Here is a 20,045-nt window from a genome sequence, read left to right on the forward strand (position 1 = left end):
CTGGTCAGGGTGAAAAGGGGCCCGACGGTTGAGGCCCTCCGCCGCCCGTTCCTACGCTGCAGAGGTGTCCGCGGCAGGTCGGGACGTCGCCAGCACCTCGCGACGCCGCCTGCGTCGCGAGGCGTGGGGCTTCGCCGTCGGGTCGCTGTGCTTCCTCGTCGGGGCGCTCCCGCCCTACGCCGACGCCGTGGGCGCGGTCGGGGCGGGCGTCACGTTCGTCGTCGGGTCCGTGTTCTTCACCGCGGCGGCGTTCGTCCAGCTGAGCCTCAGCGGCCGCCGCCCGCCGCGCGCGGGCACGCACCCCGCCGACCTGTGGGACTGGTGGGCCGCCGCGGTCCAGCTCGCCGGCACCGTGTGCTTCAACGTGAGCGCGGTCGCCGCCCTGGTGGCCGCGGTCGACGACCCGGGGCGGCTCGGGGCGGGCTGGAAGCCCGACGCGTACGGCTCCGTCGCGTTCCTCGTCTCGTCCGCGTTCGCGATCGTCGCGACCCGCGACCGCGGGCACCTGTGGGACCTCGACGCGCGCACCTGGCACGGCACCTGGCTCAACGCCGTCGGCTCCGTGGCGTTCGCCGCCTCCGCCGTCGGGGCGTACGTGGAACCGTCCACGGGCACCTACCTCAGCGCGTGGTGGGACCAGGCCGGGACGCTCGTCGGGGCGCTCTGCTTCCTCGTCGCGGCACTCCTGTCGCGCCGCACGGCCTGACCCGGGACACGTCCGCAAGCGCCCGGGAACGACGAAGGCCGCCGCACCAGGTGCGGCGGCCTTCGGCCTTCGGTGGAGCTAGGGGGATTCGAACCCCCGACCTTCTCATTGCGAACGAGACGCGCTACCAACTGCGCCATAGCCCCGAGAGCGGTGCCAACATTAGCACCCCGTGACGGCAGGTCGCCAAATCGGCTCAGCCCGCCGCGCGACGGCGGGCGAGGATCTCGTCGAGGGGCAGTCCGAGGGTCTCGGTGCGCGGCCGCGGCTCGTCGACGGCCGTCAGGTCCGCCGTCGCGTCGGCGGTCGACGACGTGGCGTCCAGGGTGCCGGCCCGCTCCGCGACCGGTGCCCCGGCGGGCGTCGCGGTCGGTCCGAGCGTCGCACGGACGGTCGCGGCCAGCGCCGCACCGCGTGCGGCCTCGCCTGCCGGGATCGCACGGCCCGCGGCCACGGTCGGGAGCGGCCGCGGCTCGCGTCGAGGCGCCGCCGGCTTCGTGACGTAGGTCGGCAGGGGGACGGGTACGGGCTCCCACGGCTCGCTGCCCACGGGCGGCGGCCCGGCGGGTACGGCGTCGCCACCCTCCCCCGGGTCCACGACGACGACCGGCTCCGGCGCCGGCGGCCGCTCGTCGGCGCGGACGTCGAAGACCAGGCGCTCCGACGACGCGGTGGCGCGACGGCGCGTGGCCGGCTCGGGTTCCGCGCTCTCCTCGCCGCGCGCGCCGTCGGCGGGGACGGTCACGCGGGCGCTCGGGGAGGCGGGCTCGGTGCGCCGCGTCGTGCGCGGGACGGCGCGGGCCGAGGTCAGGTCGGCAGGTGCCGACACGCGCGGGATGAGCTGGGTGTGCGTCGCCGACGGGCGCACCGCGTGGCCGGTCACCCGGGGGCGGTTGCGCGGCGCGTGCGGTCCGCCGTTGGCGAGGGCCCTCGCCTCGGTCGCCTGCCGCTGCGCCGCCTTGCGATCCGCGACCCAGCGCGCGTCGGCGCGCCGGGCCTGCAGTACCGCGACGCGGCCCAGCACCAGCACGACGAGCAGGAGCGCGGTGGGCGCGGCCGCGGCGTACCAGCCGACCAGGCCGAGCCCGACGACGACCCAGCCGCCGATCGTGAGGAGCAGCAGGAGGACGGTCAGCAGGAGCCGGCGGCGTGCCCTCGCGGCGCGCTGCTCGAACAGGGCGAGGCGGGACTCGCGGGGCCGTTCGCCCTGCCCCGTGGCGCGCGGGGCCGTCAGGGCGCGCGACGCGCCCCCGTCGTCGTCCAGACCCATCGGTCGCTCCCCTCGTCCGCCCTCCGACGACGTGCCGGGCACCAGCAGCGGCGTCGCGCCGCCGGTCGGGGTCGTCACCCCGCGCGTGCCGCCCGCACCCGCCACCGCCAGCACCCGGAGCCCGCCGGAGAACCTGTCGTCCACCCGCGCGTCCTGCAGCTGCTGGCGGTGCCGCAGCCGGTGCGGCACCCAGAAGCCCAGCCACAGGACGAACAGCGCGAGCACCGCGAGTCCTGCCGCCGACGTTTCCACGTCACGACGGTAGGGGACGGGACGACGCCGCCGACGCACGCCGTCGCGGCGTGTCCGTGGTCGGGTCGCGGGTCCGGGGACCGCGGGACGGCGTCAGCCGCCGTCGCGCACCCGCTGCCAGCGGGCCAGGAGGCCCTCCGGCACGTCCTCGGTGGTGAGGGCGAACGTGCGGTGGTCGCTCCACCGGCCCTGGATGTGCAGGTAGCGCTCGCGCACGCCCTCGTCGCGGAACCCGAGCTTCTCCACCACCCGCAGGCTCGGGGCGTTCTCGGGGCGGATGTTGATCTCGATGCGGTGCAGCCCGAGCACGGCGAGGCAGTAGTCGCCCGCCATGGCGACCGACGTCGGGATGACGCCACGACCCGCGACCTCGCGCGACACCCAGTACCCGATGCTCGCGGAGCACAGGGAGCCGTAGACGATCTGGGACACGGTGAGCTGCCCCACCAGGGCGCCGTCGAGCTCGACGGCGAACGGCAGCGTCGTGCCCGCGCGCGCCTGGGTGGTCAGCGCACGCAGGTAGTCGCCGAACGTCGACACGGCGGGCCGCTCCCCCGGCGACGTCGCCTCCCACGGCTCGAGCCAGCTCGCGTTCGCCGACCGCAGGCGCAACCACTCGGGGCCGTCCTTGCGGCGCAGCGGGCGCAGCACGACGGTGCCCGAGGGTCCGTCCTCGCGCAGCGTCACCGGCCACGGCCGGGACACGACCCATCCGCGGGCGAGCTTGTGCGTCATGCCACCTCGTTCCGTCCCGACGCTCCCACCCCTGCCCGCGGGCCGGAGCCGTTCTCGGCGTCTCCGGCGCGCGCCGGGAACTCCCCGGACGGGACCCTGCCACAATGGCCCCATGCACGGCGACCGCAACGGATCGAGAGCACACCAGCCGTACCCCGTCGTCGCCGGGATGGAGGCCGCGGACGCCAAGGAAGAGCTCCGCCGGGCCATCCGCGCGCACCGCGCCGAGCGCTCCCCGCGCCTGCGGGCCGAGGCCGCGCACGCCTTCGCCGAGGTCCTCGCCACGGTGCCCGCCGTCCGCGACGCCGCGGTCGTCGCCACGTACGTCTCGCGCCCCACCGAGCCGGGCACGCACGTCTTCCTGGAGCACCTCGCCGCGCGCGGCGCCCGGGTGCTCCTGCCCGTGCTGGGCGCGGGCCTGGCCCGCGACTGGGCCGAGTACGCCGGGCCCGACGACCTGCTCGAGCGCGCCCCGGGCCGGCCGCCCGAGCCGAGCGGCCCCGCACTCGGGGCCGAGGCCATCACCCAGGCCGACGTCGTCGTGGCGCCCGCCCTCGCCGTCGACGACCGGGGCGTCCGCCTCGGCCAGGGCGGCGGCTGGTACGACCGGCTGCTGAAGATCCGCCGCCCGGGCGTGCCCGTCGTCGCCCTCGTGTTCCCCGAGGAGCTCTACGACTCCGCCACCCACCCGCTGCCCGCCGAGGAGCACGACGTGCCCGTGCACGCCGTCGTCACGCCGGACGGCTGGCGGGAGCTCCCCGCCGCCGGGGCCTGACGGTTCAGGCGTCCGCGCCCGCGCGCTGCCGCGCGCGGTAGGCAGCCGCCTTCATCCGGCTGCCGCAGGTGGCCATCGAGCACCACTCGCGGCGCCGACCGCGGGAATGGTCGAGGTAGACCTGCGTGCACTCCGGCCGCCCGCACTCGCGCAGCAGCGCGGCGGCGTCCCCGCCGACGATCTCGACGGCCTCGCGCGCGAGCTGGGAGAGCACCTGCCCGGGGCCACCGACCCGTGACCACCCCGCATCGGTCAGCACCGGGACCAGCGGGGCGTCCGCGGCGTAGCGGTTGACCGTCTCGACCGCCCCGGCGGGCAGCGGCCGGTCGTGCAGCCGCGCCCAGATCAGCGCGTAGACCGCCTCCCGCAGCTCGACGGCGCGCTCGACGTCGGACGCGCCCGAGGACGGGGCGGCGGACAGCAGTCCCGACTCCACGCACCACGCGTCGAGGTCCGCGGCGGACGCCAGCTTCTCGGTGGGCTCGTCGTTGCGGCGCGCGCGGAGCGTGCCGACGAAGTCGAGCGCGAGGGTGCCGCAGGGAAAGGCATGGATCACGTCACCACTCTGGCAGGTGACGTTCGGCCGCGCAAGACGGGGCCGCGTGACCATCACCACTTTGACAGGTGACGACGATCGGGGCAGATTCGTCACCAGTCAGACCGGTGACGCCGGTCTCCGAGAACACGGAGGAACACCATGGAGCTCGCCCTCGAGATCGTCGTCCTTCCCGTCTCCGACGTGGACCGCGCGAAGGACTTCTACACGGCGCTCGGCTTCCGCCTCGACGCCGACTTCCGCAGCGAGCGGGGCCTGCGCGTCGTCCAGGTCACTCCCCCCGGATCCGGGGCGTCCGTCATCTTCGGCGAGCACCTCACCGACGCCGCCCCCGGCTCGCTCCAAGGGCTGCACCTCGTCACGACCGACATCGCCGCGGCCCGCGAAGAGCTCCGGGACCGCGGGGCGGACGTGAGCGAGCTCTGGCACGACGCCGACGGCGTCTTCCACTGGGCCGGGGACGCCCACCGCGTGCCCGGCCCCCACCCGGCCGCCGACAGCTACGCCACCTACGCGTCGTTCGCCGACCCGGACGGCAACGGCTGGGTGGTCCAGCAGGTCGTCACGCGCGCGCCGGGCCGCTGACAACCCACCTCGACGAGAGCTCGGAGACCACACCATGACCACCGCACCCCGCCTCGACCGCGCCGACCAGGAAGCGCTCGACCGCTTCCGGGAGGCCGACCGCCGGGCCGGCCGGAGCCTGTCGCCCGCCGTCGTCGAGGCGTTCGAGCGGCTGACGCCCCGCCAGCTCGACGCCCTCCTCGCCGCCACCGTCGACGACGGCGCGGGTGACGCCCCGTCGTCGGCCCGGGCCGACGACCCGGCCGAGCCGCACGGCGTCGTGCGCCGCTGGTGGCGCGGCCCGGGCCGCACGGTCGTGGCGCTCGGGGTCGCGTTCGTCGCGGCGACCGCCACCGCCGTCACCGGCATCGCGCTGCTCGAGGACTCCACGACCCCGCCCGCCGCCGGATCGGACCAGGTCGTCGACGCGGACGACCTGGCGCAGCGGCTCGCCTGGGCCGACGCCTACGGCGAGGCCTTCGCGGACGACTTCTGAGCGAAGAGGCGGACGAGCCCCGGACGTCGGGACGTCCGGGGCTCGTCGGGTGCTCGTCGGGTGCTCGTCGGCCGCCCAGCCGGTCAGGGCACGAGCGTGGCGCGCGTCTCCGCCGACTCCTCGACCGCCTCGCGGGTGAACGGCCACGCGAAGGTCTTCCCCGCGGCCCACTCGTCGAGCTGGTCGTCGTAGTGCGACGACGCCGGGTGGCCGGACACCCCGGTGACGGTCACCCACGTCGACGCGTCCAGGTCGGCCATGTCGACCACCATCCGCATGGACGGGCCGGTCGTCACGGCGAAGCTGCCGGTGCCGGCGTCCCACCCGGTCGCGTTGACGATGGACGAGCCGCCGGGCATCCTCACCGGGTCCGGGTTGACGAGGTCGCGCACCAGGCCGGGCACCGCCTCGCCGCCGATCACCGGGTGCTCGAGCTGCAGCGTGTGCAGCGTGCCCCAGTCCCAGTCGGTCGGCTCCTTGGACAGCTCGACCGTGAGGTCGCGACGCGCGCTGGACAGGGCCCGCGTGAGGATCTCGTCGCGCGACTCGACGACGTTCGCCGTCGTGCGGTCGTCCCAGAACGCGTCCTCGGACCGGTCCAGCATCGACTTCACCACCAGGAGCCACTGCGACCCGCCGTCGGGGCGCATGCTCGGGGGCAGGTCGTCCCAGAACGCCTCCTGCAGGAGATTGCGCCACACGGCGGCGAAGTAGGCGGCCGCCGGGGAGTCGGCGTCCATCCGGTAGTCCCAGTCCGCGAGCAGGTCCTGCCCGGCGGCGACGTAGGAGTCGTCGAGGTCGATGTCGAGCAGGGTGGGCACGAGGGCCTCCGCGAACGCCGACCAGTCGTCGTTCTGGATGCGGTTCATGTCCTCTGCCGTGAACGGCCGGCCGGACGCGATCTGCTGGGCGAGCAGGGTGCGGATGCGCTCCGAGCGGTACCCGTAGTCCCAGTCGTCCGCGAGATAAGGACGCGCCCCGTCGCGCAGCACGGCCTGGTTGGCCGCGACGACGAAGCCCTCCTCCGGGTCGAGCGCGCGCGGCATGTCGTCGGCGTCCACCCACCCCTGCCAGTCGTAGCGCGGGTCCCAGCCGGGGCGGGGCCAGGTGCCGTCGGACGGCACGGGCCCCTTCACCTCGGAGCGGACCGGGATGCGGCCCGGCGCCTGGTACCCGATGTGCCCGTCCGTGGTGGCGAACACGATGCTCTGGGCCGGCACCTCGAACAGCGCGGCCGCCGCGCGCACGTCGTCGGCGTCCTTCGCCGTGTCGAACGCGAAGACGGCGTCGGCCGTGCGGCCGGGCTGCAGCGCCGTCCACTGCAGGGCGACGGCGTACTCGCCGAACTCCGTGCCCTCCGAGGTGGGCGAGCCCACGACGTCCCCGACCTCGAGCACGTCCGAGACGATCGGGCCGTGCTCGGTGCTGCGGACCGTGATGTCGACCGGCGTGCCACCCGCGACCCGGATGGTCTCCTTGCGGGTGTCGAGCTGCTCCCACTGCTCCGCGCCGGCGTCCTTCAGCCACGTGTCGCCGCGCACGCGCTCGATGAAGAAGTCGGTGACGTCGGCGCCCATGTTGGTCATGCCCCACGCGAGGTCGCCGTTGTGCCCGATGACGACGCCGGGGAAGCCGGCGAACGAGAACCCGGCGACGTCGAACGGGCACTCGGCGGAGACCTCGTTGCAGTGCAGGCCCACCTGCGACCAGATCCCGGGGGCGGACAGCGCGAGGTGCGGATCGTTCGCGAGCATCGGCTCGCCCGACTCCGTGTGCTCCCCGGACACGACCCACGAGTTGGAGCCCGCCGCGTCACCGCGGCCCACCAGCACCGGCACCGCGTCCAGCGCGCTGCGCGTGGACTCGACGGCGGCGCCCAGCGCGGCGGTCGCCTCGCCGGCCCCGCCCGTCGCGCGACCCGTGAGGGCCGACGTCAGCTCGGCGTCGGTCCCCGTGTCGGCACCGGCGTCGTCGCCGTCCGTCGCGTCGCCCGACGCCTGCGCGGGCCGCTCGTTGTCGAGGTCGCGGTTGCGCAGCACCGGCCGGTTGCCGCTCTCGCCGTACGCCGGGAACAGCTCGTCGACCAGGTCCGTCTCGCCGAGGGTGCTGTACGCCAGGGCCCGGTCGAGCTCGCTGTCGTAGTTGCCGCGCAGGTCCCACGCCATCGCCTTGAGCCAGGCGAGCGAGTCGACCGGGTCCCACGGCTCGGGCTCGGCGACGTCCACGCGCGCCCCGAGCACCGTGTACTCGACGCCGAGCTCCTCCGGGTCGCGGCTCTCGAGGTACGCGTTGACGCCCTGCGCATACGCCTGCAGGTAGTCGCGCGACTCGTCCGAGATGAGGTTCCACTCCTGCTCGGCCACGCGACGCCACCCGAAGGTGCGCGTCACCTTGTCGGCCTCGATCGCCTCCGGGACGTCGCCGACGAGCTCAGCGAGGCGGCCCGACGTCACGTGACGGCGGTAGTCCATCTCGAAGAAGCGGTCCTGCGCCTGCAGGTAGCCCTGGGCGCGGAACAGGTCCTCGGGGGTGTCCGCGTAGACCTGGGGCACGTCCTGCGCGTCGCGTCGCACCTCGACGGCGGAGCTGAGACCCGGCACCTGCTGCGAGCCCTCGTGGTCCGGCAGCGGACGGCGCAGCGTGACGACGGTGAAGACCGTGCCGGCCACGAGGGCCAGCACCACGACGACGGCGACACCGACGACGGCGCTGCGGAGCCGCGAGCGCCGGCGGGGTGCCTCCTCGGTCTCCGTCACGTCCTGGGAGAGGTCGGGCTCGGACGGGTTTCCGGGTTCTGCAGGGGTGACGGTCGCTGACACGCAGGCGAGACTACCGTCCGGCGTATGATTGGCACTCGCATCACCTGAGTGCCAGCATCGCGCCCCTCCCGGCGGGTGCCGGCGTCCGCCACGAGGAGATCACGTGCCCACCTACGCATACCGGTGTGCCGACTGCGGCCACGCCTTCGACGTCCACCAGTCGTTCACGGACGACTCGCTGACCGTCTGCCCCGAGTGCGGCGGGACGCTGCGCAAGCAGTACGGCTCCGTGGGCGTGACGTTCAAGGGATCGGGCTTCTACCGCACCGACTCGCGGTCCGGGTCCGGCAAGGGCTCCGGCTCGTCCTCGAGCTCCTCGTCGTCGAGCGGCTCCTCCAGCAGCTCCGGCAGCTCCGGCAAGGACTCGTCCTCGAGCGGCTCGTCCTCGACCGGCTCGTCGAGCACCTCGTCGTCCGGGTCGTCCAGCACGTCCAAGGCCGCCTCCTCCTGATCGTCCGGCGGCACCCGGTCGACGACGCCGCCGCGGCGGTACCGACCCGGACGCTGCCCCCAGGCCGGCGCCGTCCACAGGTTGTCGCACCACACCGACGTCCGGGGACCGGGCGACCTAGCGTCGCCCGCATGCCGCTGCTCGACACGCTCCCCCGACCCGACACCCGCCGCGCCCAGGAACCACGGGCCGGGTCGGCGCGTCCGCCCGGCCCCGGCGGACCGGCCGGACGGCGCCGGGTCGCGCGCCGGCTGCGTTCCCTCCTCTGGCGGGTGCGCTTCGTGCTCGCCGCCGTCTGCTGCGGCCTCGCGGCCGCAGCCGTCGTGCAGGCGGTGCGACCGGCCCCGGCGCCCACGGTCGACGTCGTCGTCCCCGCCCGGGCGCTCCCGGCGGGCGAGCCCGTGGCCGCCGCGGACCTCACCACCGTCCCGGTGGACGTGGGCCTCGCCCCCGACGGCGTCGCCACGGACCCGGTCGAGCTCGTCGGGCGCACACCGGTGACCACGCTGCCCGCCGGGCTCCCCCTTCACCCGGGGCTGCTGCCCGGCGGCGGCGTGGTCGCGCAGGCCCCACGGGGGACCGTCGTGGTGCCCGTGCGCCTGGAGGACACCGCGGCGGGCTGGCTGCGGCCGGGCGACCGCGTCGACCTGGTCCTTACCGGCGAGGCCGCGCGGGCCGCCGGCACCGACCGTGCGGACGAGGGTGACGCCGAGCGGGACGACGCCTACCTCGCGCGGCGGGCGCTCGTCCTGCCGCGGCCGGACGCCGTCGAGCCGGTCGACGGCGGCCTGCTGGCGGGCGCGACCCCGACGTCCCAGGAGGCCGACGTCACCCTCGTGGCGGTGAGCAAGGACGAGGCGCCGGGCCTGTCCGCCGCGTCCGGGTGGGGCACCGTCGGCGCGGTGCTCGTGCGATGACCGACCGCGGTCGCCGTTGCAGCCCGCCGCGTCCCCCGCGAGAATCGGCGACCGTCAGCCCACGCCCGGCTCGCCCGGGCCTGCCGCACCACAGGGGGAATCACGTGAAGAGCATGTTCACAGGCTTCAAGGAATTCATCATGCGAGGGAGCGTCGTCGATCTCGCCGTCGGCATCATCATCGGCAGCGCGTTCACCGCCGTCGTGACGGCGATGGTCGACAACATTCTCAACCCGATCATCGGCGCGATCTTCGGCAAGCCCGACCTGACCAACCTCTGGGACATCACGCTGCGCGGCGCGCACGACGGCGTCGGCCCCTCGGTGCTGTCGATCGGCGGCTTCCTCGACGCCGTCCTCAGCTTCCTCATCATCGCGGCCGCGCTGTACTTCGCCATCGTGATGCCGCTGAACAAGCTCGCCGAGCGCCGCGCCCGTGGCCAGGAGGAGGAGCCGGCGCCGCTGGCGCAGGACACGGTCCTGCTGCAGGAGATCCGCGACCTGCTCGCCGCGCAGTCCGGCCGCTCGCAGTACTGACCGCGGTACCGACGCCGCCGGCCGAGCCCGTCGAGACCTGGTCCCCGGGGGCCGGCCGGCGGCGTCGTCAGCGTCGGCCCCAGTGCGGCGGCACGTCGCGCAGCAGGCGGTCGTCGTTGTCGTCGTGGCCGCCGCGGTCGTCGGCGGTCTCGCCCGGCACCGTCTCCCGCTCCGTGCCCGGCCGAACCGCACGGCGCCGCGCCCGCTTGCGCGGGGTCGGGTCACCCGTCGGAGTGCCGGACGCCGGGCCGGCCGGTGCGGTGGAGTCGCTCACCCGACCATTGTCGGGCATCGCCCGCGGGTCCGGTCAGGCCTCGGGCCGTGCCTCGCCCTCGTCCCCCGCGGGGGTCCGGGCGTCCGCCTCGTCCGCGGGCGCGGCGCCGGCGGCCTCCTCGACGGCCGGGTCGGCAGCGGCGTCCTCGGCAGGGTCGGCGCTCGCGTCGTCGCCGTCCGTGGCGGCAGCCTCCGGCGCGCCTCCGTTCGCGGTCACGTCGTCCTGAACCGCCGCGCCGTCCGCCGGGGCGGCATCGCGGTCCAGGACGGTCGCGGCGTCCATCGCGGCGGTCTCGAGATCGTCGTTCCGCACGGCCGCAGCCATGTCCTCGGCGGCGACCTCGACGACGTCGGGCGCGACGCCGAGGTCGACGGGCGGCTCGTCCTCGTCCGGGAGCACCGGAACGACGACCTCGCGCGGGGGCACGACGCCGCCGGCGGTGCCGATCCGCTCGTCGCGCACGCGCTGCACGAGCCGGCGCACCCGGTCGGCCTCGCCGTCGGGGTCGAGGAACGCGGCGGCGGACCAGACCTGTGTCACGACCCACCCCAGGCGCTCCAGCCGCTCGGCGAGCTGCCGGTCGCGCACACGCACGGACGGCTCCGCGACGTAGGCGGCGTCGTCGGTCAGCACGGCGACGAGCAGCTCGCCCGGCAGGTCGGGGTGGCCCACGACCAGCGGGATGCGGTCGCCGTCCGTGGCGCCGTAGTCGGTCTCGACGAGGTAGCCGAGCTTCCACAGCCGCTCGCCGAGGTCGACGAGCAGGCGGTCCGGCGCGCGACCCACGTCGACGCCGTTGCCGAGTCGCACCTGGTCGGCGACACCGGACCGGCGCTCGGCCAGCTCCAGCGTCTCGACGAGCAGACGGGGGCCGGCGCTGCGCAGGCGCTCGGGGTCGAGCGCGTCGGCGGTGAAGCAGGACACGACGTGCAGCCGCTTGCGGGTGGCGCCCAGCGCGCCGACCAGCATGGCCTCTCCCCCGGCCTCGCCGAGCACGCCGAAGCGGTGCAGCACCCGTCCGTGCGGTGTCCGACCGAAGCCGACGGACAGGAGCACCGTGTCCCGCGACAGCCCGGCCACACCGGTGATGTCCGCGACGACGACCGGCTCGGGTCGCGAGCCCGAGAAGAACGGCGCCAGCGCGGGGTTGGCCCGGACCTCCGCGAGCAGCGCCTCGCGCACCCGGTCCGCATGCGCGGCCGTCACCGTGACGATCGCGAACGTCTCCTCCGGGCGGGTCAGGGCGTGCTCGATCGACACCTCGACCACGCGGTCCACCTCGGCCTGCGTGCTCTCCACGCTGCCCGAGACCGGGTCCGGCATGCCGGTGCCCTCCACGACGTCGAGGTGCACCAGCGGCTCGGCGCGCGGCAGGGGCGCCGGGCGCAGCAGCCCCTCGTACCCGTGCGCGGCGAGCAGGCGGGTCAGCTCCGGGTCGCGGCTGTGCTCGTGCGGCTGCAGCGTCACCGTGGGCAGCAGCGCGGACAGCTCGTGCACGCTGGTGCCGGACGCCGACCGCGGGTCGCCCACCACGACGACCTGCCGTCCGCGCGCGAGGGCGGGCACCACGACCTCCGTGGGCACGTGCTGCACCGCGTCGAGGATCACGACGTCGGCCGTGCGGTGCTCGGGGAGCAGGTGCGGCACCAGGGTGGGCGTCGCGACCAGCGCGGGGCGCAGGCGCCGCAGGACGTCGCCGTGCCGCTCCGCGAGGTCGCGCAGCGTCGTCAGCCGGCCCTCGATGAGCTCCGTGAAGAGGGCCTCCGCGGAGTCCCGGTCCTCGCGCATCGCGGTCCCGAGGTGCGCCCGTGCCGCCACGCGCACCGGCTGGGACAGCGCGGCGAGGTGCTCGCGGTCGAGGTCGCGGAAGCGTCGGGCGAGCGCGTCGAGCCCGACGCCGTCCTGCCCGGCGAGCACCGGGTCGCCGGCGAGCAGCTGCTCGAAGACGGACGACCACCAGGCGAGCTCCAGCTCCGCGGCGACGAGGTCGCCCGGCACGCGCCGGTCGGTGAGGTCGTCCACGAGGTCGCCCACGCCGGCGGTCCGCGCGGCGCGCAGCAGGCTGGTGCGCTCGGGCAGCACGGCCAGCGAGTCGGCGTGGCCCGCCAGCCGCTGCAGCCGCTCCGCGAGGCCGTCCAGGTCGAGGTCCAGGAGGTGGCCGCCCAGGGTGGTCGGCGCCAGCACGGGCTCGAGCGCCTCGAGGTCGATGCGCACGGCCTCGTACGTGTCCTCGATGGACGCGAGCCCCTCGGGGAGGGTCGGCCAGCCGCCGCGCTGCGCGTGCTCGGCCCAGACGTCGCGCTGCTCCTGCACCTGCACCAGCGCCTCGTGCAGGTTCGGGACCCGCACGCCGGGGCGCACCATGTCCTTGGCGCGCTTGTGCAGCCGGCGGCGCGCGAACCAGCCCATCTCGATGCCGTGCTCGGCCCGCCAGCGCCGCGACGCGGTCGCCTGCACGAGGTCGGCCGCCGTCCGCTCGAAGACCATCGGGTGGAACAGGTCGAGCGTGCTGCGCATCCCGCCGAGCATCGCGAGCTGCTCGCCCCAGCCGCGCACCGTCGTCGGTGTCGTCAGGCCCGTGACCTCGCCCGTGTACGCGAGCTGGCGGCGCAGCTGCGGCAGGGTGACGTCGCGCAGCCGCTCCACGCGCACCAGCGACTGGCGGGCGTCGTCGTCGGTCAGCAGGTGCGCCCCGTACCAGGGCGTCGACGCCGGTCGCAGGGTGAACGCGCCCAGGGCGGCGGCCCGCTCCAGCCCGGTGGCGACCTCGCGGCGGCGCTCCGGCGTCAGCGCGAGCACCGACTCCGAGGCGAGCCGCACGGTGGTCGACGGCGCGGGCCGCTCGGCGGTCAGGCGCGCGAGCGCCTGCAGCGCGTCGTACGCGGACACCTGCCACGGCGAGCGCGGCTGGTGCAGCGCCTCGATGTAGCCGGTGAGCTGGGAGCGCGTGCCGATCAGGGCGTCGCGCACGCGCGCGGTGCCGTCGACGTCGACCTGCTCCGGCTCGCTCGCCATCGCGGACAGCAGCCGGCGCGTCACGTCCTCGCGCCACGTCGGGTGCGGCGGCACGTCGAGCAGCAGGCTCTCCAGGCCGAGGGACTCCAGCCGCAGCGCGAGCCGGTCGGCGGCGCGCCGGTGGCCGGTCACGTAGAGCACGGAGCGGCCCGCGGCGGTCGCCTCGCCGACGACGGCGGCGAGGGTGCCCGCGACGTCCGAGCCGACGGGGGCGTCGACGAACAGGTGCCCGCCCGTGGCCAGCGCGTCCAGGACGGACCGCTGCTGCGGGTCGAGGTCGCCCACGCCCCGCTCGCGCGTCGGGTCCGCGTCGCCCCGGCGCAGGGCCGGCAGCTCCAGCGCGGCCAGCCGCTGCGCCGCGTCGTCCACCCCGGCGAGCGCCGCCACCACCTCGTGCCGGTGCAGCGACGGCGCGAGCTGGTCGAGGTCGTCGACCAGCGCCTGCCCGGGGTGCACGAACGTGCCGACGAGCACGCGGCGGTCGAGCTGGAAGTCGTCCAGGACGGCCTCGCCCAGCGCCGCCACCCGCGCCAGCACGTCCGTCGGGTCGAAGCCGGCGAGCGTGAACGTCGCCTTGGCGAGCGCCGCCGGGTCGAGCAGCGCCCCGTGCGCGCGCAGCGTGCGCGCCACCACGGGGTTGATCTCGACCGTCGGCTCCAGCGTGAGGTCGTAGTCGGCGCCGCCGTCCCCGCGCGGGGTGAGCGTCACCGGCCGCAGCACGACCGGCGCGTGCACCACGCGGCCGGCGGGCGTCGCGGCGTCGGGGTCCGACGGCGTCGCGCGCGGCGCGGCAGCCGGCTCGCGGGCCGCCATCGACACGACGGGGATCGACGTCGTCAGCGCGGGTCCCTCGGCGTCCTGGTCCTCCGGCGCCGCGGGGCCCTCGGCGGGGCCGGTCGCCGGGGCGCCGTCCTGGTCGCTCGCGGGTGCTGCGCCCGGCTCCGCCCCGTCTCCGTCGCCGGGGTCGGCGTCGTCGGCCGGGTCGCCGTCCGCAGGGGCGGCCGCCGTCGTGCCCGACGACGCGACCCGCGCGAGCGCCGCGACGTCGTGCCGCTGCGGCCCGCCACCTCCGAACGGGACCTCGGGCCCGTCGTCGTGCTCGGTCCAGGTGGCGACGCCGATCGCGAGGTAGGTGGGCGCGACGCCGTACCGGGACGCGTGCTCGGCCGCGCGGGCCGCCACGGCCCGCGCCCGACGCCGCGCGGCGGGCAGCGCCTCGCCCTCGCGCACCAGGTTCGACAGGCGGGTCGGGCGCCCCGCGAACAGCCCGGCGACCCCGTTCGGGTGCGCCTTCGAGAGGTCGACGATCGCCTCGCCGAGGAGGCCGACGTCGGACAGGGACGAGCCGCCCACCATCTCCACCAGGGAGGCGCGCCAGCGGCGCGTCGCGGCCTCGACGGAGGCCGCCGCTGCGGACGACGCGCTCTCGCGGCGGCCGTCGGCGCCGGACGCCCCCGGCGGTCGCGGGGACCGACGGTCGCCGGCCTCGCGCGCGGAGGTGTCGTCGGGATGGTCGGGTCCCGCCGCCGGGCCGCCGTCCGCGCCCGTCCGCAGGGACGGGTCCGGCGCGGCGGGTGCCCCGGCTGAGGGGTCGACCGCGGTCGTGGCGGTGGATCGTCGGGCGGCTCTCACGCCAGCACGGTAGAACGGCCTGCCGCCGCGCCGGTGTCGGCGCGCCGAGGAACCGCCGGAGCACGCGCTTCAGGGGGACCCCGCGCGGGGCGCGAGGGACGGGAGCGTGTTGACGCCCCCTCGGCGGGGGGTCCGAAGGGGCGTCGGGCCGGGCTCGGCCCGGCAAGGGACAGCGCGCACCGCGCAGGGGGCGGGCGATGCGCGCTGTCACCGAGAGTGTGCCGCCAAGCAGGGGCGACGTCAATAAGGGACGAGGGCGAACCCTGCAACCCGTCTGAGGAAAATCAGAGGAGAGGCGCCTGCCCCGGGCACCTAGGCTGGGCGCCCGTGAGAAGAATGGTCGAGGCGGTAGCTCCCGCGCGCATGGGCACCGGGTTCCGGTGGCTGATGTCGGCGTCGTGGGTGAGCAACATCGGCGACGGCGTCGCCCTTGCCGCGGGACCGCTCCTCGTCGCCTCCCAGACGAGCTCCGCCATGCTCGTCGCGCTCGCCGCGATGCTGCAGCGCCTGCCCTGGCTCGTGTTCGGCCTGTGGGCCGGCGTGCTCGCCGACCGCCTCGACCGGCGCCGCCTCGTCATCGTCGCCAACCTGCTGCGCGCCGTCGTCGTCGCCGCGCTCTGCGTGGTGATCGTGACCGGGCACGTCAACATCGGCGTCGTCCTGGCGGCCATGCTGCTCATGGGCGTGGCCGAGGTCTTCGCCGACACCACGTCCCAGACCCTCCTGCCCATGCTGGTGCGGCCCGCCGACCTCGGCACCGGCAACGCGCGCCTGCAGGCCGGGTTCCTCACCGCGAACCAGCTCGTCGGGCCGCCGCTCGGCGCCGCGCTCTTCGCGGCCGGCGCCGCGTGGCCGTTCGCCACGCAGGTGCTGACCGTGCTGCTCGCCGTGCTGCTCGTGAGCAAGGTCGTCCTCACGCCCGTACCCCCGGCCGTCGGCGCCGACCCGGCCACGCCCCGCAAGGTGCGGCACGACATCGCCGAGGGGCTGCGCTGGATCTGGACCAACCCGCCCGTGCGCACGCTCGCGCTGGTGATCCTCGTCTTCAACGCCACGTGGGCGGCGCCGTGGGGCATCCTCGTGAAGTACTCGCTGGACTACCTGCACATGGGCCCCGTCGGGTACGGACTGCTCACCACGGCCGCCGCCGTCGGCGGGCTGATCGGCACGTTCTCGTACGGCTCGCTCGAGCGGCGGTGGTCGCTGTCCGCCCTGATGAAGGTGTGCCTGACGCTCGAGGTGCTGTTCCACCTCGCCCTCGCCCTCGCGACGACCGGCTGGGCCGCGATGACGATCCTGTTCGTCTTCGGCGCCTACTCCTTCGTGTGGGGCACCGTGTCCAACACGGTGCGCCAGCGCGCCACGCCCACCCGCTTCCAGGGCCGCGTCGGCTCGGTCTACATGATGTGCGTGTTCGGCGGCATCGTCGTGGGCAACGCGATCGGCGGCGTGCTCGCCGAGCACTGGGGCCTCACCGCGCCCATGTGGTTCGGCTTCGTCGGCGCCGGCGTCACCCTCGTGCTCGTGTGGCGGCAGCTCGCGCACATCGCGCACGCCCAGGCGGACTGACCGCGAGGTAGTACCGCGCCCCGCGAGGTAGTACGTGCCCCCGCGAAGTAGCACCGCACCCCGCGAGGTAGTACGTGCCCCCGCGAGGTAGTAGGTGCTACTCCCCCGTCGAGCCGTCCGCCAGCTCCCGCACGACGTCGAGGTGCCCGGCGTGCCGGGCGTACTCCTGCAGCACGTGGAAACAGGTCCACAGGAGCGTCGGCACCTCGTCGTCCACGGTGAATCGCCCGCCGACGGCCGCCCGCTCTGCGAGGTCGTGGCTCTCCAGGACGTCGCGTGTCCGCGCGCCGCCCGCGTGCAGAGCGGCGACCAGCTCGTCGCGGCTCACGTCGTCGGGCACGTGCCAGGGGCTCTCCGGGGCGTCGTCGACGTTGTCGCCCCACGGGTGCGCGACCTGCTCGCCCAGGAACCCCCAGACGAACCAGCGCCGCTCCATGTGCACCAGGTGCGTCAGCAGCTCCAGCGGGGTCCAGCCCGACGGCAGCCGGCTCTCGCGCAGCTGGGCCTCGGTCAAGCCGTCGAGCTTATGGACCACCACCGCGCGGTAGTGGTCGAGGTAGGCGGCGAACTGCTCCGCCGGGTCGGCGGAGTCCAGGCGCGGTTCGACGTCAGGGGAGGTCACGACGTCAGCGTACGACCGCCCCAAGAACTCCGGCATCACTTCTGACGAAGGGTTCGACCTGGCCATATGAACATCTCTTTACCAAAGTGCGCCTGAGAGGATTCGAACCTCCGACCTACCCTTTAGGAGAGGGTTGCTCTATCCACTGAGCTACAAGCGCATGCCGCTTCGACGAAGAAGGCGACCCACAGCCTAGCGCCCGCGCCCCGAACCACCGGCATCGGTACGCGCCGACGACGCGACGGCCGCGTCAGCCGCTCGCGTCGGCAGTTCGGGTCCGGGTCGGCAGTTCGAACTGCCGACCCGGACCCGAACTGCCGCCCTGACGGAACCCTCGGGGCGACACGATCCGCCCGACGTCAGACCCAGCGCGCCGGGTCCGCGACCACCGACCGCAGCACCTCGCGCGCTCCGCCGGTGAGGGCGGCGTGCGGGCCGGCGGCGGCGGGGCGCACGTCGACGGGTGCGAAGGGCGCAGCGAGAGCACGTTCCTCGACCACCCCTCCGACGACGTGCCCCACCCAGCCGAACAGCTCGGCGTAAGCGCCGCCGAGCACGATGGTGGAGACGTCGACGAGGTTGACGAACGTGGCCAGCGCGGCGCCCAGGGCACGCCCGGCGCGGCGCACGGTGTCGAGGGCGGCGTCGTCGCCGGCGCGCAGCAGGTCGACGATCGCGTGGACCGGCGCCGACGACGGCAGGCCGGAGCCCCGCAGCAGCACCTCCTTGCCGGCGTACTGCTCGAGGCAGCCGGTGGCGCCGCACGAGCAGCGCGGGCCGGCGGGGTCGACGACGACGTGCCCGATCTCGCCGCTCCAGCCCCGCTCCCCCAGGAACAGGTGCCGGTCGACGACGATCCCCGCGCCGACGCCGACGTCGCCGGAGACATAGAGGAAGGACGGCGGCACGTCCCCCGCCAGCTCGGCCAGGGCGGCGAGCTTGGCCTCGTTCGCCACCTCGACGTCGAGCGGGTCGCCGTCACCGGTCCGCAGGTCGAGCTCCGGCACGGGCTCCACGGACGACCAGCCCAGGTTGGGCGCCACCTCCAGCCGCCCCCCGCGCACGTCGACGAGCCCGGGCAGCGCGAGCCGCGCCCCGGCGACGCGCATGCCGGCGGCCTCGACCTCCGCGACCACCTCGGCGGCAAGGGTCCGCAGCCGGGCGAGCACCTCGCGCGGGTCGGAGTCGTGCAGCGAGCCGGTGACGACGCGCTCGGCGACGACGTCCCCGACGAGGTCGAGGGCGCGCGCGCCGAGGTAGTCGACGTTCACCTCGAGCCCGAGCCCGACGACGGACCGTCCGGCGGGCACGAGCGGGACGGCGGGGCGCCCGGCCTTCTGCGCCGCGACCGGCGGCAGCTCGGCGACGAGCCCGCCGGCGACGAGCCGGTCGACGAGGGTCGAGACGGTGGCGCGGGTGAGACCAGTGGCGGCGGCGACGTCGGCGCGCGACGGTGGTGCGGAGGCCTCGAACACGGCCGCGGCGACGAGTCGCAGGTTCCGCTCGCGGAGGGTGTGCTGGCGCGACGCGGCCGCGCCGTCGGGCACGCGAGGAGCAGCTGCGGGCGTCGTCGTCGAGGTGGCTGGCACGTGTTGACTCTAGCCCAGCGACGCGCAATAGTTCAGCCGTACAACAAAACTCGACGAGGAGAGATCCGTGAGCGACATCAAGTACTCGTTCGGCCTGTGGACCGTCGGCTGGCCGGCCGCCGACCCGTTCGGCACCGCGACCCGCCCCGACCTGGACCCGGCGGACTCCATCCGCAAGCTGGCCGACCTCGGCGCGTGGGGCTTCACCTTCCACGACAACGACGTCTTCCCGTTCGGCTCCGAGGGCGCGGAGCGCCAGAAGCACATCGACGCGGTGAAGAAGGCCTCCGAGGAGACCGGTCTCGTCTGCGAGATGGTCACCACCAACACCTTCACGCACCCGATCTTCAAGGACGGCGCGTTCACCTCGAACAACCGCGAGGTGCGCCGCTACGGCCTGCGCAAGGTGCTCCGCAACGCCGACCTGGCCGCCGAGATGGGCGCCTCGACGTTCGTCATGTGGGGCGGCCGCGAGGGCACGGAGTACGACAACTCCAAGGACCTGCACGCCGCGCACGCCCGCTACGCCGAGGGCATCGACACCGTCGCCGCGTACATCAAGGAGAAGGGCTACGACCTGCGCATCGCGCTGGAGCCCAAGCCCAACGAGCCGCGCGGCGACATCTTCCTGCCGAGCATCGGCCACGCCATCGCCCTCATCGACACGCTCGACAACGGCGACATCGTGGGCCTCAACCCGGAGACGGGCCACGAGCAGATGGCCGGCCTCAACTACACGCACGGCCTCGCGCTGGCGCTGTACGCGGGCAAGCTGTTCCACATCGACCTCAACGGCCAGCACGGGCCGAAGTACGACCAGGACCTCGTCTTCGGTCACGGCGACCTGCTGAGCGCGTTCTTCACGGTGGACATGCTCGAGAACGGCTTCCCCAACGGCGGCCCGCGCTACGAGGGCCCGCGCCACTTCGACTACAAGCCCAGCCGCACCGAGTTCCTCGACGGCGTCTGGGAGTCGGCGAAGGCGAACATGGAGACCTACGACATGCTCGCCGCCAAGTCGAAGGCGTACCGCGAGGACGCCGAGGTGCAGAAGGCGTTCGAGCACGCCGGCATCTTCGAGCTGGGCGAGCCGACGCTGGCCGAGGGCGAGTCGTTCGACGCCTTCCTCGCCGACCGCTCCGCCTACGAGGACCTCGACGTCGACGCGGTCGCCGAGCGCGACTACGGTCTGGTGCGGCTGCACCAGCTCGCGCTGCGCCACCTCATCGGCTGACCAACCCACCCCGCCCGAGTGTTGTGGGCGCTC

The 20,045-nt window shown here is 75.1% G+C and carries 17 protein-coding genes, 2 tRNA genes and 1 pseudogene; 9 read left to right on the top strand and 11 right to left on the bottom strand.

Annotated elements, in window-relative coordinates; all coding sequences use genetic code 11:
- Positions 1-64: 64 nt before the first annotated feature.
- Positions 65-706, top strand: a complete 642-nt coding sequence (locus ACH443_RS17325) for a hypothetical protein (protein ID WP_430591021.1) — start codon at positions 65-67, stop codon at positions 704-706.
- A gap of 73 nt (positions 707-779) precedes the next feature.
- Here ACH443_RS17325 and ACH443_RS17330 read toward each other — a convergent pair.
- From ACH443_RS17330 to ACH443_RS17340, 3 genes are all read right to left on the bottom strand, one after another.
- A tRNA-Ala gene (locus tag ACH443_RS17330) sits at positions 780-852 on the bottom strand.
- A 50-nt stretch (positions 853-902) separates the two neighbouring features.
- Positions 903-2,228: a hypothetical protein gene (locus tag ACH443_RS17335; RefSeq protein ID WP_430591022.1), complete on the bottom strand. Its 1,326-nt coding sequence runs from the start codon at positions 2,226-2,228 to the stop codon at positions 903-905.
- Positions 2,229-2,321: 93 nt separating this feature from the next.
- Complete coding sequence (locus ACH443_RS17340) at positions 2,322-2,963, bottom strand: GNAT family N-acetyltransferase (protein ID WP_430556566.1); 642 nt, start codon at positions 2,961-2,963, stop codon at positions 2,322-2,324.
- A 112-nt stretch (positions 2,964-3,075) separates the two neighbouring features.
- On the opposite strand from ACH443_RS17340, the gene ACH443_RS17345 reads away from it, so the two are divergent.
- A complete protein-coding gene (locus tag ACH443_RS17345) occupies positions 3,076-3,738 on the top strand; it encodes a 5-formyltetrahydrofolate cyclo-ligase (RefSeq protein ID WP_429764397.1) in 663 nt (220 codons plus the stop codon).
- A 4-nt stretch (positions 3,739-3,742) separates the two neighbouring features.
- Here the strand turns inward: ACH443_RS17345 and ACH443_RS17350 are convergent, their stop codons facing one another.
- Positions 3,743-4,294, bottom strand: a complete 552-nt coding sequence (locus ACH443_RS17350) for a CGNR zinc finger domain-containing protein (protein WP_430556567.1) — start codon at positions 4,292-4,294, stop codon at positions 3,743-3,745.
- A gap of 141 nt (positions 4,295-4,435) precedes the next feature.
- On the opposite strand from ACH443_RS17350, the gene ACH443_RS17355 reads away from it, so the two are divergent.
- Positions 4,436-4,879, top strand: a complete 444-nt coding sequence (locus tag ACH443_RS17355) for a VOC family protein (protein WP_429764395.1) — start codon at positions 4,436-4,438, stop codon at positions 4,877-4,879.
- A gap of 34 nt (positions 4,880-4,913) precedes the next feature.
- Entirely contained in the window at positions 4,914-5,354 is a 441-nt protein-coding gene (locus ACH443_RS17360; protein ID WP_430591023.1) for a hypothetical protein, read from the top strand.
- 83 nt (positions 5,355-5,437) lie between these two features.
- Here ACH443_RS17360 and ACH443_RS17365 read toward each other — a convergent pair whose 3' ends face one another.
- Complete coding sequence (locus ACH443_RS17365; protein WP_430591045.1) at positions 5,438-8,035, bottom strand: penicillin acylase family protein; 2,598 nt, start codon at positions 8,033-8,035, stop codon at positions 5,438-5,440.
- Between the two features lie 241 nt (positions 8,036-8,276).
- Between ACH443_RS17365 and ACH443_RS17370 the strand changes: the two are divergent.
- Positions 8,277-8,417, top strand: a pseudogene (locus ACH443_RS17370) (FmdB family zinc ribbon protein); the annotation flags it as partial.
- 14 nt (positions 8,418-8,431) lie between these two features.
- Here ACH443_RS17370 and ACH443_RS17375 read toward each other — a convergent pair.
- On the bottom strand, positions 8,432-8,608 hold the full coding sequence (locus ACH443_RS17375; RefSeq protein WP_429764653.1) for a hypothetical protein: 177 nt from the start codon (positions 8,606-8,608) through the stop codon (positions 8,432-8,434).
- A 147-nt stretch (positions 8,609-8,755) separates the two neighbouring features.
- Here ACH443_RS17375 and ACH443_RS17380 point away from each other — a divergent pair, with 147 nt between their 5' ends.
- Together ACH443_RS17380 and mscL are read left to right on the top strand one after the other, a co-directional pair.
- Complete coding sequence (locus tag ACH443_RS17380; protein ID WP_430591024.1) at positions 8,756-9,541, top strand: SAF domain-containing protein; 786 nt, start codon at positions 8,756-8,758, stop codon at positions 9,539-9,541.
- Positions 9,542-9,681: 140 nt separating this feature from the next.
- Positions 9,682-10,077: a large conductance mechanosensitive channel protein MscL gene (gene mscL / locus ACH443_RS17385; protein ID WP_429764391.1), complete on the top strand. Its 396-nt coding sequence runs from the start codon at positions 9,682-9,684 to the stop codon at positions 10,075-10,077.
- Positions 10,078-10,144: 67 nt separating this feature from the next.
- Here mscL and ACH443_RS17390 read toward each other — a convergent pair whose 3' ends face one another.
- Positions 10,145-10,351 (bottom strand): hypothetical protein, encoded by a 207-nt coding sequence (locus ACH443_RS17390; RefSeq protein WP_430591025.1) that lies wholly within the window; start codon positions 10,349-10,351, stop codon positions 10,145-10,147.
- 33 nt (positions 10,352-10,384) lie between these two features.
- Positions 10,385-14,998, bottom strand: coding sequence for a hypothetical protein (locus ACH443_RS17395; RefSeq protein WP_430591026.1), 4,614 nt, complete (start codon positions 14,996-14,998; stop codon positions 10,385-10,387).
- A 336-nt stretch (positions 14,999-15,334) separates the two neighbouring features.
- Here ACH443_RS17395 and ACH443_RS17400 point away from each other — a divergent pair, with 336 nt between their 5' ends.
- Positions 15,335-16,567: an MFS transporter gene (locus ACH443_RS17400; RefSeq protein WP_429764645.1), complete on the top strand. Its 1,233-nt coding sequence runs from the start codon at positions 15,335-15,337 to the stop codon at positions 16,565-16,567.
- Between the two features lie 97 nt (positions 16,568-16,664).
- On the opposite strand, the gene ACH443_RS17405 is transcribed toward ACH443_RS17400, so the two are convergent.
- From ACH443_RS17405 to ACH443_RS17415, 3 genes are all read right to left on the bottom strand, one after another.
- Positions 16,665-17,189, bottom strand: coding sequence for a DUF664 domain-containing protein (locus tag ACH443_RS17405; protein WP_430591027.1), 525 nt, complete (start codon positions 17,187-17,189; stop codon positions 16,665-16,667).
- Positions 17,190-17,276: 87 nt separating this feature from the next.
- Positions 17,277-17,349, bottom strand: a tRNA-Arg gene (locus ACH443_RS17410).
- 199 nt (positions 17,350-17,548) lie between these two features.
- A complete protein-coding gene (locus ACH443_RS17415; RefSeq protein WP_429764387.1) occupies positions 17,549-18,778 on the bottom strand; it encodes an ROK family protein in 1,230 nt (409 codons plus the stop codon).
- 67 nt (positions 18,779-18,845) lie between these two features.
- Between ACH443_RS17415 and xylA the strand changes: the two genes are divergently transcribed.
- Positions 18,846-20,012, top strand: coding sequence for a xylose isomerase (gene xylA, locus ACH443_RS17420; RefSeq protein WP_430591028.1), 1,167 nt, complete (start codon positions 18,846-18,848; stop codon positions 20,010-20,012).
- Positions 20,013-20,045: the final 33 nt, after the last annotated feature.

Source organism: Isoptericola sp. NPDC019571 (assembly GCF_044389385.1).
Taxonomy (GTDB): Bacteria; Actinomycetota; Actinomycetes; order Actinomycetales; family Cellulomonadaceae; genus Isoptericola; species Isoptericola nanjingensis.